Below are 12,616 nucleotides of genomic sequence, written 5' to 3'. Positions count from 1 at the left end.
TAAAATGAATAATATTAAGTCACTTGTTCACGAATCGAGAATGCTATGGATCTGACCCAGCTGGAGATGTTTAACGCCGTTGCCGAGGCTGGCAGCATTACCCAGGCGGCAGCAAAAGTGCATCGTGTGCCATCTAACCTGACTACCCGTATCCGCCAGCTGGAAACAGAACTCGGCGTGGAACTGTTTATTCGCGAGAATCAGCGTTTACGTCTCTCTCCTGCCGGGCATAATTTTTTGCACTATAGCCAACAAATTCTCGCGTTGGTCGACGAAGCGCGAAATGTTGTTGCTGGCGATGAGCCACAAGGCTTGTTTTCTCTCGGTTCGCTGGAAAGCACCGCAGCGGTACGCATCCCAGCTACACTGGCAGAATTTAACCGTCGTTATCCTAAAATTCAGTTTTCCCTTTCCACTGGCCCTTCCGGAACTATGCTGGACGGTGTACTTGAGGGAAAACTGAATGCGGCATTTATTGATGGTCCGATTAACCATACAGCCATTGACGGGATGCCGGTGTACCGCGAGGAGTTGATGATCGTTACGCCGCAAGGACATACTCCCGTTACCCGCGCCAGTCAGGTTAATGGTTGTAATATCTATGCCTTCCGCGCTAACTGCTCGTATCGCCGCCACTTTGAGAGCTGGTTTCATGCCGACGGCGCAGCGCCGGGGACAATTCATGAGATGGAGTCATATCACGGTATGCTGGCCTGTGTAATCGCCGGAGCGGGAATTGCGCTTATTCCTCGTTCCATGCTGGAAAGTATGCCGGGGCATCATCAGGTTGAAGCCTGGCCATTAGGTGAGCAATGGCGTTGGTTAACGACATGGCTGGTCTGGCGTCGTGGCGCGAAGACTCGTCAGCTTGAGGCGTTTATTGAACTGCTTGACACATCGCTGGAACAGCATGAAGCGGCAAAATGAGATGTGGATCACAAAGTCATTGTATTCACATCATTAACCGTTTTAAGATCATTTCATCACCTTTTCGCAACTCACCCGATAATCTGTTATGACAACAAACACTGTTTCCCGCAAAGTGGCGTGGCTACGGGTAGTTACGCTGGCAGTAGCCGCCTTCATCTTCAATACTACCGAATTTGTCCCTGTTGGCCTGCTTTCTGACATTGCGCAAAGTTTTCACATGCAAACTGCTCAGGTCGGCATCATGTTGACCATTTATGCATGGGTAGTAGCGCTAATGTCATTGCCTTTTATGCTAATGACCAGTCAGGTTGAACGCCGCAAATTGCTGATCTGCCTGTTTGTGGTGTTTATTGCCAGCCATGTGCTGTCATTTTTATCGTGGAGCTTTACCGTTCTGGTGATCAGTCGAATCGGCGTTGCTTTCGCCCATGCTATTTTCTGGTCGATAACGGCGTCTCTGGCGATTCGCATGGCGCCAGCAGGTAAACGAGCGCAGGCGTTGAGTTTAATCGCTACCGGTACAGCACTGGCAATGGTATTAGGTTTACCCATTGGTCGAATTGTGGGGCAATATTTCGGCTGGCGAACGACGTTTTTTGCCATTGGTATTGGAGCGCTTATCACTCTGCTATGCCTGATTAAGTTACTTCCATTACTCCCCAGCGAGCATTCCGGGTCGTTGAAAAGTCTTCCGCAACTGTTCCGCCGCCCGGCATTGATGAGCATTTATTTGTTGACGGTAGTGGTGGTTACCGCGCATTACACGGCATACAGCTATATCGAGCCTTTTGTGCAAAACGTAGCTGGGTTCAGTGCCAATTTTGCTACAGCATTGCTGTTAATGCTCGGAGGCGCAGGCATTATTGGTAGCGTGATTTTCGGCAAACTCGGCAATCAGTATGCGTCTACGCTGGTGAGTGCGGCAATTGCGTTATTGCTGGTGTGCCTGGCGCTACTGTTACCTGCGGCGAACAGTGAGATGCACCTCGGCGTACTGAGCGTTTTCTGGGGGATTGCGATGATGATCATCGGCCTTGGGATGCAGGTAAAAGTGCTGGCGCTGGCACCGGATGCTACCGACGTTGCGATGGCGCTATTTTCGGGGATATTCAATATTGGTATCGGCGCCGGGGCGCTGGTGGGTAATCAGGTGAGTCTTCACTGGTCGATGTCGATGATTGGCTATGTTGGCGCGGTGCCTGCTCTCGCTGCGTTAATATGGTCAATCGTCATATTCCGCCGCTGGCCAGTGAAACTCGAAGAACAGACACAATAGTTGAAAGGCCCATTCGGGCCTTTTTTAATGGTACGTTTTAATGATTTCCAGGATGCCGTTAATAATAAACTGCACTCCCATACACACCAGTAAGAAGCCCATCAGGCGGGAGATCGCTTCAATTCCCCCCTTGCCCACCAGCCGCATAATTGCGCCAGAGCTACGTAGGCTTCCCCACAAAATGACCGCAACCAGAAAAAAGATCAGCGGCGGCGCAACCATCAGAACCCAGTCTGCGAAGGTTGAACTCTGACGTACTGTAGACGCCGAACTGATGATCATCGCAATGGTCCCCGGTCCAGCGGTACTTGGCATTGCCAGTGGAACAAAGGCGATGTTGGCACTGGGTTCATCTTCCAGCTCTTCGGATTTGCTTTTCGCCTCCGGTGAGTCAATCGCTTTTTGCTGGGGGAAGAGCATACGGAAACCAATAAAAGCGACAATTAAGCCGCCAGCAATACGCAGACCGGGAATCGAAATCCCGAATGTGTCCATCACCAGTTGTCCGGCATAGTACGCCACCATCAAGATGGCAAAAACATATACCGAGGCCATTAATGACTGACGATTACGTTCGGCGGTGTTCATGTTACCCGCAAGCCCGAGAAACAACGCTACGGTAGTTAACGGGTTAGCTAACGGCAATAACACCACCAGCCCCAAGCCTATCGCTTTAAACAAATCTAACATTGGTGGTTGTCATCCTGTGTCGCTAGTTACCTGCGAAAAGTATAAAGGGTAAACAAGGAGAAAGTTTCACTCTTTAACTAATCTTGCAGCACACTGCGCAATACTTGAACCGATTTAGCAAATCGTGGCATCGAGGGATTCATTCGTTTGACTTATACTTGCCTGGGCAATATTATCCCCTGCAACTAATTACTTGCCAGGGCAACCATTGTGAAAAGTACCAGCGACCTGTTCAATGAAATCATCCCATTAGGTCGCTTAATCCATATGGTTAATCAGAAGAAAGACCGTCTGCTTAACGATTATCTGTCACCGCTCGATATCACCGCGGCACAGTTTAAGGTGCTCTGCTCTATCCGCTGCGCAGCATGCATTACTCCCGTTGAGCTGAAAAAAGTCCTTTCGGTTGACCTTGGCGCGCTGACCCGCATGTTGGATCGCCTGGTTTGCAAAGGCTGGATTGAGCGGCTGCCGAACCCGAATGACAAGCGCGGCGTGTTGGTGAAACTCACCAGCAGTGGCGCGGCAATATGTGAACAATGCCATCAATTAGTTGGCCAGGACCTGCATCAAGAATTAACAAAAAACCTGACGGCGGATGAAGTGGCAACGCTTGAGCATTTGCTTAAGAAAGTCCTGCCGTAAACAAAAAAAGAGGTATGACGATGTCCAGACGCAATACTGACGCTATTACCATTCATAGCATTTTGGACTGGATCGAGGACAACCTGGAATCACCACTGTCACTTGAAAAAGTGTCAGAGCGTTCAGGTTATTCCAAATGGCACCTGCAACGGATGTTTAAAAAAGAAACCGGCCATTCATTAGGTCAATACATCCGCAGCCGTAAGATGACAGAAATCGCGCAAAAGCTGAAAGAAAGCAACGAGCCAATCCTCTATCTGGCAGAACGTTATGGTTTCGAGTCACAGCAAACGCTGACTCGCACCTTCAAAAATTACTTTGATGTTCCGCCACATAAATATCGGATGACCAATATGCAGTGCGAGTCGCGGTATTTGCATCCATTGAACCATTACAACAGTTAATAAAAATGTGACAACGTCACTGAGGCAATCATGAAACCACTTTTATCCGCAATGGTAACCGCGCTTATTCTGTTTTCCGCGCAGAGCTTTGCGGAACAAACCTCGCAACCGGTCGTTACTTCCTGTGGCGATGTGGTGATTGTTCCCCCATCGCAGGAACAACCACCGTTCGATTTAAATCACATGGGTACAGGCAGTGACAAATCGGATGCGCTGGGCGTGCCCTATTATAACCAACACGCCATGTAGTTTATTCAGGCCCCGGCATATCGGGGCTTGTTAGCCTCTCACCTTCACCGCTTTACGCCACCGCAAACCAAACACATTGATATACAGTCCGGTCATAATAAGCACGGCACCTAAGAATTGCAGGCCTGTTAGGCGTTCATCCAGCAGTAACGCTGCACTTGCCAGACCAACTACCGGCACCAGTAATGATAAGGGGGCGACACGCCATGTCTCATAGCGTCCAAGCAGCGTACCCCAGATCCCGTAACCAACTATCGTCGCCACAAATGCCAGATACATCAACGCCAGAATGGTGGTCATGTCGATAGTGACCAGACTGTGAATCATTTTTTCGGCGCCATCGAGAATGAGCGAGGCGACAAAAAACGGGATTATCGGGATTAATGCGCTCCAGACGACCAGAGACATCACTGCCGGACGGGATGAATGAGACATGATCTTTTTATTGAAGATATTGCCACTCGCCCAACTAAATGCCGCCGCCAGGGTCAAAATAAAACCGAGCATCGCCACATGCTGACCGTTAAAGCTATCTTCGATTAACACCAGTACACCAAAAATCGCTAACGCAATCCCCGCCAGTTGCTTACCGTGCAGCCGTTCGCCAAAAGTAAAAGCACCGAGCACGATAGTAAAAAACGCCTGAGCCTGTAAGACCAGCGAGGCTAGCCCTGCCGGCATACCGAAGTTAATGGCGCAAAAGAGAAAGGCAAACTGCGCAAAACTGATGGTTAAACCATACCCCAGCAGTAAATTCAGCGGTACTTTTGGTCGCGCCACGAAAAAGATTGCCGGGAAGGCGACCAGCATAAAGCGTAAACCGGCCAGCATTAGCGGTGGCATGTTATGGAGCCCCACTTTGATGACCACAAAATTAAGCCCCCATACAACGACGACTAATAGCGCCAACAACCCATCTTTCCGCGACATTTTTCCGCCTCTGAATTTTCATTTTTTGTCAGCAATCAACTTAGCTGAATTTACTTTTCTTTAACAGTTCATTCGTTAATCACCGTTTACCACGGCATTAATGGCAAATAAGTCGCTATACTTCAGATTTTTGCCATGCTATTTCTTTACATCTCAAAAACAAAACATAACGAAATGCATTGTCGGACAGCCAAATGAACTTATCTCTGAGACGCTCTACTTGCGCCCTTCTCGCCTCGTCGTTGTTATTAACTATCGGACGCGGCGCTACGCTGCCATTTATGACTATTTACTTGAGTCGCCAGTACAGTCTGGGTGTCGATCTCATTGGTTATGCGATGACAATTGCGCTCACTATTGGTGTCGTTTTTAGCCTCGGTTTTGGTATCCTGGCGGATAAGTTCGACAAGAAACGCTATATGTTACTGGCAATTACGGCCTTCGCCAGCGGTTTTATTGCCATTCCCCTGGTGGACAGCGTCACGCTGGTGGTACTGTTTTTCGCGCTCATCAACTGCGCCTATTCCGTTTTTGCCACAGTGTTGAAAGCCTGGTTTGCCGACAATCTTTCATCCACCAGCAAAACGAAGATCTTCTCGATCAACTACACCATGCTCAATATTGGCTGGACCGTCGGCCCGCCACTCGGCACGCTGTTGGTCATGCAGAGCATCAATCTGCCCTTTTGGCTGGCAGCTATCTGCTCTGCGTTTCCCATGTTATTCATTCAAATTTGGGTAAAGCGCAGTGAGAAAATCATCGCCACAGAAACAGGCAGCGTCTGGTCGCCAAAGGTTTTGTTACGGGATAAAGCGCTGCTGTGGTTCACCTGCTCTGCCTTCCTGGCATCTTTCGTGAGCGGTGCCTTTGCCTCTTGTATCTCGCAATATGTGATGGTCATAGCGGATAGTGGTTTTGCAGAAAAAGTGGTCGCAGTGGTTCTGCCTGTTAATGCCGCTATGGTAGTTACGTTGCAGTATTCCGTTGGGCGGCGTATTAACCCGACCAACATACGCGCGCTGATGACGGTAGGCACACTCTGTTTTGTCGTCGGTCTGGTCGGTTTTATTTTTTCCGGAAACAGCCTGCTATTGTGGGGAATTTCAGCCGCGGTATTTACTGTTGGTGAAATTATTTATGCTCCCGGTGAGTATATGTTGATTGACCATATTGCGCCGCCTGGAATGAAAGCCAGCTATTTTTCCGCCCAGTCATTAGGCTGGTTGGGGGCAGCGGTAAATCCATTAGTGAGTGGTGTTGTGCTGACCACTCTCCCGTCTTCCTCGCTGTTTATCATCCTGGCGGTAGTCATCATTGCCGCGTGGGCGCTGATGTTAAAAGGTATTAACGCCAGACCCCAGGGGCAGCCAGCACTCTGTTGACATTCGTGCCGTGCCACTACTGGCACGGCTTTGCTAATCATTATTCTGAGGCAAAGGCATAGCCTTCATCTTCCCAACCGGTTATCCCGCCGAGCATGATTTTAACCGGCTTTCCGAGTCGAGCCAGTTTGAGTGCCGCACGGTCTGCACCATTACAATGTGGCCCCGCGCAATACACCACAAATAGCGTATCGTCCGGCCATTCGGCCATTCTTTCTGCGGTCATTTGCTTATGGGGTAAATGGAGAGCGCCTGGGATATGCCGACGAGCGAAGTCCTCTTCACGACCAACCACATGAAGTAAAACGAAATCATCGCCAATATAAGCCAGAGAGTCATGAACATCGGCACAATCTGTTTCGACACTCAAGCGCGCGAGAAAATGCGCCTCAGCAACTTCTGGCTTCGCTGTGGTAAATTCAGTGACATAACGCATAGTGCTTTTTCCTTTTGGTTTGTTGTGTTAACAATAATGTAACCAATCTACTTTTCACTGACCGCCTCCCGATATGCCAGAAAAGAGCAAAATGATGACAACGTTACAACGCCCGCTGGTCGTTGCACTGGCTTATGACGGGCTATGTACTTTCGAATTTGGCGTAGCCGTTGAAATATTCGGCCTGCCACGACCGGAACTGGGCGATAACTGGTATCGTTTTGCCGTTGCTGCGGTAGAGCCTGGTGCGATGCAAGCCACCGGGGGGATCCACGTGGTGGCAGATGGAGGGCTGGAATTATTGCCCAACGCCGATATGGTTATTATTCCTGGCTGGCGTGGAATAGATGCAAAAGTGCCAGAGATGCTATGTCAGTCATTGCGCGAAGCACACCAGCGCGGTACCCGCCTGGTATCGATATGCTCTGGCGTGTTTGTCCTTGCCGCTGCGGGCCTTCTTCACCAGCGAAAAGCGACCACCCACTGGCGCTACACTGAACAACTCCAGCACCGTTACCCTTCAATCAGCGTAAGTGACAATGTGTTATATCAGGATGAAGGACAAGTGATGACCTCCGCCGGAAGCGCCGCGGGGATCGATCTGTGTTTACATATCGTGCGCAAAGATTTTGGCCATGAGATTGCTAATAATGTCGCCCGACGGCTGGTCATACAGCCACATCGCCAGGGGGATCAACCACAAAATCTGACGCGCCCAATGGCCTCACCGCGTGAAAGTCAGACGTTAGGTGCATTATTCGACTTTTTGCAGCAGAATCTGGCACAAACACATACTGTGTCTTCCCTCGCCGAGCGGGTAAATATGAGTCCGCGCACTTTTTTGAGACGTTTTGAGGCCTTAACCGGCATGACGCCCGCCCGCTGGCTGCTCAATGAGCGCTTAATACGAGTTCAGGATTATCTGCAAAATTCGGCTTTTAACATCGATAAAATTGCCGAGCTGACGGGTTTTGGCAATTCAGCGTTATTGCGTCATCACTTTCACCAACGTTTTTTATTATCCCCTTCGCAATATCGTAAAAACATCCATTCCCCATCACAATAACCGCCTGATTCAGCCTTTGTTTAGGTAATCTCTGCTAATATCTTTCTCATTGAGATGAAAATTAAGGTAAGCGAGGAAACACACCACACAATAAACGGAGGAAAATAATGTTGGGTAATATGAATGTTTTTATAGCTGTTCTGGGAATAATTTTATTTTCTGGCTTTCTGGCCGCATATTTCAGCTACAAATGGGATGACTAATGAACGGAGATAATCCCTCACCTAACCGGCCCCTTGTTACAGTTGTGTGCAAGGGGCCTGATTTTCTGACGGCAAAAAAAACCGCCAGTAAACCGGCGGTGAATGCTTGCATGGATCGATTTGTGTTTTGCTTTTACGCTATCAGGCATTTCTCTGCGCTGGTAACGGTTCTTTGACACAGTAGCATTATTTTTCTCAATGAATGTTAAACAGAGCTTAAACTCGGGCTATCACACTCTGCTCGTCAATAAACATGCAGCGATTTCTTCCGGTCTGCTTGCCTTCGTACATTGCTCTGTCAGCCCTTCCAATAACCACATCCAACGGTTCTTCAGGAAACGCGCGGCTCACGCCAGCGGTCACTGTTATTGGGATATGTCCGCCAGGATGCGCTATGGCATGGTTATCGACTAACTGACAAATACGTACCCCAGCACGACACGCCTCAGCATCATTTTGCGCTTTGATGATAATAATAAACTCTTCACCACCATAGCGATAAACCGTATCGTAGTCACGCGTCCAACCGGCTAAGTAAGTCGCCAGGGTTCGTAATACCACATCACCGATTAAATGTCCGTAGGTATCATTAACCAGTTTAAATCGGTCTATATCCAGCAGCATTAAATAAAGATTTAATGGTTCAGCATTACGTAATTGATGCTCAAAGGATTCATCAAGTACCCGACGGCCAGGTAATCCCGTCAATACATCCATATTGCTACGAATAGTCAGTAAATAAATTTTGTAATCTGTTAATGCTGCGGTAAAAGAAAGCAACCCTTCCTGAAATTCGTCAAAATGAACTTCCTGCCAGCGATTTTCGACAATAGCCAGCATTAATTCCCGGCCACAGTTATGCATATGCTGATGGGTAGAATCTATTATCCGAACGTAGGGTAATTCATCACTATCGAGTGGTCCATGATGATCAAGCCACCGACCAAACTGGCACAGTTCATAAGAATGGTTATCCGTAATTTCTGGCTGACTGGTATCCCTCGCTACCACGCTATGAAACATACTCACCAGCCACTGGTAATGGGCATCGATAGCCTTATTGAGATCTAACAAGATAGCATCGATTTCCGTTGTCTTCTTGATCATTGCCACTCCTTTTTCACAATTCCTTGTGCGCTCTATTATAACGAGAGAAAAGAAAATTTATGTCAACAATTCCATAGAAAAAACATTAATTAATGGATAAAAATATAACGGCGTGATTTAAAACAAAATAAACAGAAAAAAGTGATTAAATCTGTCAGAACACGTTAAATTCAAGCCAGAAGATATAATACCGATTATGCCAAAGGGAAGAAGGTAATGGCCTGAAAGATTAGGGCTTTTGGCAGTATTATAAATCCAATTATTTCTGCAAATGTACGCAGATCCCGGATAACTAAAAAAGAAATGAACAGCATATTATAATATAGCACCGGACTGGATGTAGCCCGGTGCTATATGGGGGAATTATACGTTCAAGCCGCGATGTTGCAGCATCGGTGTAATCTGTGGTGCCTTACCTCGCCATTGGCGATACAGGTGTTCTAAATCTTCGCTATTACCTTTGGAAAGGATAGCGTCGCGAAAACGTTGCCCATTTTCACGCGTTAAACCACCCTCCTCGACAAACCATTGATAACCATCGTCTGCCAGCATTTGCGTCCACAGATACGCGTAGTAACCCGCCGCATATCCGCCACCAAAAATGTGAGCGAAATAACTGCTGCGATAACGCGGCGGTACAGCGGGAAGATCCATGTTTTCCGCCGCCAGCGCCCGAAGTTCGAAATCGTCCACGTCGTGGCGTGCTTCATTCTCCTCCAGACAATGCCAGCGCATATCAAGAAGTGCTGCGCTAAGTAACTCGCTCATCTCGTAGCCCTTATTAAACAGGCTGGCATTGCGCATTTTCTGTTGTAACTCTTCCGGCATGGTTTCTCCGGTTTGGTAATGCCTCGCATAGCGAGAGAATACCTGCGGATTTGTCGCCCAGTGTTCGTTTATTTGTGAAGGGAACTCGACGAAATCACGCGGCGTGTTGGTGCCAGAAAGCGTCGCATAACGTTGGCTGGCAAACAGGCCGTGCAGCGTATGACCAAATTCATGGAATAAGGTTATAACATCGTCCCACAATAACAATGCAGGTTCGCCTGTCGCTGGTTTCTGATAATTGCAAACATTGTAAATAACGGGACGTGTGTCATTGAGCGTGGATTGCTCAACAAAATTCCCCATCCACGCGCCGCCGCTTTTGGAATCACGGGCAAAGAAATCACCGTAAAATAGCGCAAGCCCGACTCCATTATGGTCAAATATTTCCCATACGCGCACATCCGGGTGATAGACAGGTATATCAAAGCGCTCGACAAATTTAATGCCGAAAAGCTGGTTGGCAGTCCAGAATACTCCCTCATTCAACACCGTGTTCAATTCGAAATAAGGTTTGAGCTGCGCTTCATCGAGACAGAATTTCTCGCGTCTTACCTGCTCGGCATAAAATGCCCAGTCCCACGGCTGGACGCTAAATCCGCCTTGCTGCTTTTCGATAACCGCCTGAATAGACGACAGTTCATCGTCTGCTCGCTTACGCGCGGCCGGGACAATTTCACGCATGAAGTTAAGTGCTGCTTCGGGGGTTTTTGCCATCTGGTCGGCGATTTTCCACGCAGCATAATGAGGGAAACCAAGCAGTTTCGCCTGCTGCGCGCGGATCTCCACCAGCCGTTGAATAATGGCACGGGTATCGTTAGCGTCATTTTTTTCTGCCCGCGTCCAGCCCGCAGTAAACAGTTTTTCACGCGTCGCGCGATCGCGCAGTTCGGCAAGCGCCGGTTGCTGGGTGGTATTCAGTAGTGGGATAAGCCACTTGTTATCCAGACCTTTCTCGCGCGCTGCATCCGCCGCCAGGGCAATATCTTGCTCACTCATCCCCGCCAGTTGCTCAATATCGTCAACCACCAGCCCACCGGATTTGTTCGCCGCTAATAACCGCTGGTTAAACTGACTGATGAGGGTCGCAGCCTCTGTATTCAGCACTTTTAATTTTGCCTTATCGGCCTCTGCAAGTCTGGCCCCGGCAAGAACAAAACGTTGATGAATCACCTCGACCAGTCGAATGGATTCGCTATCAAGACTCAGAGATTCACGGCGCTGCCAGATGGCATCGACCCGAGCGAACAATTCGCCGTTCAGGTAAATGTCATTAGCCAGTTCCGCAAGTTCTGCCGAGAATTGTTCATCAAGACGCTGTAATTCATCGTTGGTATGCGCCGAGGTCATAGCGAAGAAGACGCTGGTTACATGTGTGAGTAATTCCCCGCTCTTTTCAAGAGCCAGAATAGTGTTAGTAAAATCGGGCGTCTGCGGGTTTAACGCTATCGCTTCTATCTCAGCCCGCTTTTGCCGCATCCCCTCGTCGAATGCCGGGCGATAGTGATGATTTGCAATCTGATCAAAATGGGGCGCCATATAAGGCAGCGTGCTCTGCGTAAGAAAAGGATTCGTCGTTGACATTTTCTACTCCTGAAAACGAGGTGTTCCATAGCGTAGGCTTACTGATAACGGAGTGCAATGTTGCAAACCAGTATTACCCGCTCTTAAGCATCACGTGCTATGTTAGTGACACACAAAAGCGTTGAGGAACAGTGAGATGATCGTATTAGTAACTGGAGCAACGGCAGGTTTTGGTGAATGCATTACTCGTCGTTTTATTCAACAAGGGCATAAAGTTATCGCTACTGGTCGCCGTCAGGAGCGGTTGCAGGAGTTAAAAGACGAGCTGGGAGATAATTTGTATATCGCCCAACTGGACGTCCGTAACCGCGCCGCCATTGAAGAAATGCTGGCATCACTTCCTGCCGAATGGAGTGAGATTGATATTCTGGTGAACAATGCTGGACTGGCGCTGGGTATGGAACCTGCACATAAAGCGAGCGTTGAAGACTGGGAAACCATGATTGATACCAACAATAAGGGCCTCGTGTATATGACGCGGGCAGTCCTGCCGGGCATGGTTGAGCGCAATCGTGGTCACATTATTAACATTGGTTCAACGGCGGGTAGCTGGCCATATGCAGGTGGCAATGTCTACGGCGCGACAAAAGCGTTTGTTCGTCAGTTCAGCCTGAATCTACGCACAGATCTGCACGGTACGGCAGTACGTGTCACAGACATCGAACCGGGACTGGTAGGCGGCACCGAATTTTCCAATGTCCGTTTTAAAGGTGATGACGGCAAAGCAGAAAAAACCTATCAAAATACCGTTGCGCTGACGCCAGAAGATGTCAGCGAAGCCGTCTGGTGGGTAGCCACACTCCCCGCTCACGTTAACATCAATACCCTGGAAATGATGCCGGTTACTCAAAGCTATGCCGGGCTGAATGTCCATCGGCATTAATTTTTA

14 protein-coding genes and 1 pseudogene are annotated in these 12,616 nt (G+C 48.7%); 10 read left to right on the top strand and 5 right to left on the bottom strand.

What is annotated here, in order from left to right:
• Window positions 1-45 precede the first annotated feature (45 nt).
• Window positions 46-927, top strand: a complete 882-nt coding sequence (locus D9738_RS16235; protein ID WP_130260619.1) for a LysR family transcriptional regulator — start codon at window positions 46-48, stop codon at window positions 925-927.
• Window positions 928-1,015: 88 nt separating this feature from the next.
• Complete coding sequence (gene ydeA / locus D9738_RS16230) at window positions 1,016-2,206, top strand: L-arabinose MFS transporter (protein WP_130260618.1); 1,191 nt, start codon at window positions 1,016-1,018, stop codon at window positions 2,204-2,206.
• 24 nt (window positions 2,207-2,230) lie between these two features.
• On the opposite strand, the gene marC is transcribed toward ydeA, so the two are convergent.
• Entirely contained in the window at window positions 2,231-2,896 is a 666-nt protein-coding gene (marC, locus tag D9738_RS16225) for an NAAT family transporter MarC (protein WP_130209251.1), read from the bottom strand.
• Window positions 2,897-3,106: 210 nt separating this feature from the next.
• On the opposite strand from marC, the gene marR reads away from it, so the two are divergent.
• The 3 genes from marR to marB are packed head-to-tail and all read left to right on the top strand — an operon-like array spanning window position 3,107 to window position 4,194.
• On the top strand, window positions 3,107-3,541 hold the full coding sequence (marR, locus tag D9738_RS16220; RefSeq protein ID WP_130209253.1) for a multiple antibiotic resistance transcriptional regulator MarR: 435 nt from the start codon (window positions 3,107-3,109) through the stop codon (window positions 3,539-3,541).
• A gap of 20 nt (window positions 3,542-3,561) precedes the next feature.
• The gene (marA, locus tag D9738_RS16215; protein ID WP_130209255.1) at window positions 3,562-3,945 is read left to right on the top strand and encodes an MDR efflux pump AcrAB transcriptional activator MarA; all 384 of its coding nucleotides are present in this window, start codon (window positions 3,562-3,564) and stop codon (window positions 3,943-3,945) included.
• Between the two features lie 30 nt (window positions 3,946-3,975).
• Entirely contained in the window at window positions 3,976-4,194 is a 219-nt protein-coding gene (gene marB / locus D9738_RS16210) for a multiple antibiotic resistance protein MarB (protein ID WP_130209257.1), read from the top strand.
• 30 nt (window positions 4,195-4,224) lie between these two features.
• Here marB and eamA read toward each other — a convergent pair whose 3' ends face one another.
• Entirely contained in the window at window positions 4,225-5,124 is a 900-nt protein-coding gene (eamA, locus tag D9738_RS16205; RefSeq protein WP_130260617.1) for an O-acetylserine/cysteine exporter, read from the bottom strand.
• A gap of 194 nt (window positions 5,125-5,318) precedes the next feature.
• Between eamA and ydeE the strand changes: the two genes are divergently transcribed.
• Window positions 5,319-6,506 (top strand): efflux MFS transporter YdeE, encoded by a 1,188-nt coding sequence (gene ydeE, locus D9738_RS16200; protein WP_130260616.1) that lies wholly within the window; start codon window positions 5,319-5,321, stop codon window positions 6,504-6,506.
• Window positions 6,507-6,546: 40 nt separating this feature from the next.
• Here ydeE and D9738_RS16195 read toward each other — a convergent pair whose 3' ends face one another.
• Window positions 6,547-6,942 (bottom strand): rhodanese-like domain-containing protein, encoded by a 396-nt coding sequence (locus D9738_RS16195; RefSeq protein ID WP_001271101.1) that lies wholly within the window; start codon window positions 6,940-6,942, stop codon window positions 6,547-6,549.
• 94 nt (window positions 6,943-7,036) lie between these two features.
• Here D9738_RS16195 and ftrA point away from each other — a divergent pair, with 94 nt between their 5' ends.
• From ftrA to D9738_RS25180, 3 genes and pseudogenes are all read left to right on the top strand, one after another.
• Window positions 7,037-8,008, top strand: a complete 972-nt coding sequence (ftrA, locus tag D9738_RS16190) for a transcriptional regulator FtrA (protein ID WP_130260647.1) — start codon at window positions 7,037-7,039, stop codon at window positions 8,006-8,008.
• 107 nt (window positions 8,009-8,115) lie between these two features.
• Window positions 8,116-8,211, top strand: coding sequence for a protein MgtS (mgtS, locus tag D9738_RS16185; RefSeq protein WP_064529968.1), 96 nt, complete (start codon window positions 8,116-8,118; stop codon window positions 8,209-8,211).
• Window positions 8,211-8,313: pseudogene (locus tag D9738_RS25180) on the top strand (hypothetical protein). Before mgtS ends, D9738_RS25180 begins: the two are co-directional and overlap by 1 nt.
• Before the next feature lie 114 nt (window positions 8,314-8,427).
• On the opposite strand, the gene D9738_RS16180 reads toward D9738_RS25180, so the two are convergent.
• Window positions 8,428-9,318, bottom strand: coding sequence for a diguanylate cyclase (locus D9738_RS16180; protein ID WP_130260615.1), 891 nt, complete (start codon window positions 9,316-9,318; stop codon window positions 8,428-8,430).
• A 363-nt stretch (window positions 9,319-9,681) separates the two neighbouring features.
• Window positions 9,682-11,727 (bottom strand): peptidyl-dipeptidase Dcp, encoded by a 2,046-nt coding sequence (gene dcp, locus D9738_RS16175; protein WP_130260614.1) that lies wholly within the window; start codon window positions 11,725-11,727, stop codon window positions 9,682-9,684.
• Window positions 11,728-11,863: 136 nt separating this feature from the next.
• On the opposite strand from dcp, the gene ydfG reads away from it, so the two are divergent.
• The gene (gene ydfG, locus D9738_RS16170) at window positions 11,864-12,610 is read left to right on the top strand and encodes a bifunctional NADP-dependent 3-hydroxy acid dehydrogenase/3-hydroxypropionate dehydrogenase YdfG (RefSeq protein ID WP_130260613.1); all 747 of its coding nucleotides are present in this window, start codon (window positions 11,864-11,866) and stop codon (window positions 12,608-12,610) included.
• The last annotated feature ends 6 nt before the right edge of the window (window positions 12,611-12,616 follow it).

This window comes from Escherichia sp. E10V5, assembly GCF_004212315.1.
Classification (GTDB): Bacteria; Pseudomonadota; Gammaproteobacteria; order Enterobacterales; family Enterobacteriaceae; genus Escherichia.
The sequence above is the reverse complement of the archived record's forward strand: the minus strand, read 5'-3'. Positions and strand labels throughout refer to the sequence as shown.

What these genes read in the sequence shown, in the direction of transcription:
- D9738_RS16235 (WP_130260619.1), top strand. Translation starts at nt 46, where the DNA reads ATGGATCTGACCCAGCTGGAGATGTTTAACGCCGTTGCCGAGGCTGGC.
- ydeA (WP_130260618.1), top strand. Translation starts at nt 1,016, where the DNA reads ATGACAACAAACACTGTTTCCCGCAAAGTGGCGTGGCTACGGGTAGTT.
- marC (WP_130209251.1), bottom strand. Translation starts at nt 2,896, where the DNA reads ATGTTAGATTTGTTTAAAGCGATAGGCTTGGGGCTGGTGGTGTTATTG.
- marA (WP_130209255.1), top strand. Translation starts at nt 3,562, where the DNA reads ATGTCCAGACGCAATACTGACGCTATTACCATTCATAGCATTTTGGAC.
- marB (WP_130209257.1), top strand. Translation starts at nt 3,976, where the DNA reads ATGAAACCACTTTTATCCGCAATGGTAACCGCGCTTATTCTGTTTTCC.
- eamA (WP_130260617.1), bottom strand. Translation starts at nt 5,124, where the DNA reads ATGTCGCGGAAAGATGGGTTGTTGGCGCTATTAGTCGTCGTTGTATGG.
- ydeE (WP_130260616.1), top strand. Translation starts at nt 5,319, where the DNA reads ATGAACTTATCTCTGAGACGCTCTACTTGCGCCCTTCTCGCCTCGTCG.
- D9738_RS16195 (WP_001271101.1), bottom strand. Translation starts at nt 6,942, where the DNA reads ATGCGTTATGTCACTGAATTTACCACAGCGAAGCCAGAAGTTGCTGAG.
- ftrA (WP_130260647.1), top strand. Translation starts at nt 7,037, where the DNA reads ATGACAACGTTACAACGCCCGCTGGTCGTTGCACTGGCTTATGACGGG.
- mgtS (WP_064529968.1), top strand. Translation starts at nt 8,116, where the DNA reads ATGTTGGGTAATATGAATGTTTTTATAGCTGTTCTGGGAATAATTTTA.
- D9738_RS16180 (WP_130260615.1), bottom strand. Translation starts at nt 9,318, where the DNA reads ATGATCAAGAAGACAACGGAAATCGATGCTATCTTGTTAGATCTCAAT.
- dcp (WP_130260614.1), bottom strand. Translation starts at nt 11,727, where the DNA reads ATGTCAACGACGAATCCTTTTCTTACGCAGAGCACGCTGCCTTATATG.
- ydfG (WP_130260613.1), top strand. Translation starts at nt 11,864, where the DNA reads ATGATCGTATTAGTAACTGGAGCAACGGCAGGTTTTGGTGAATGCATT.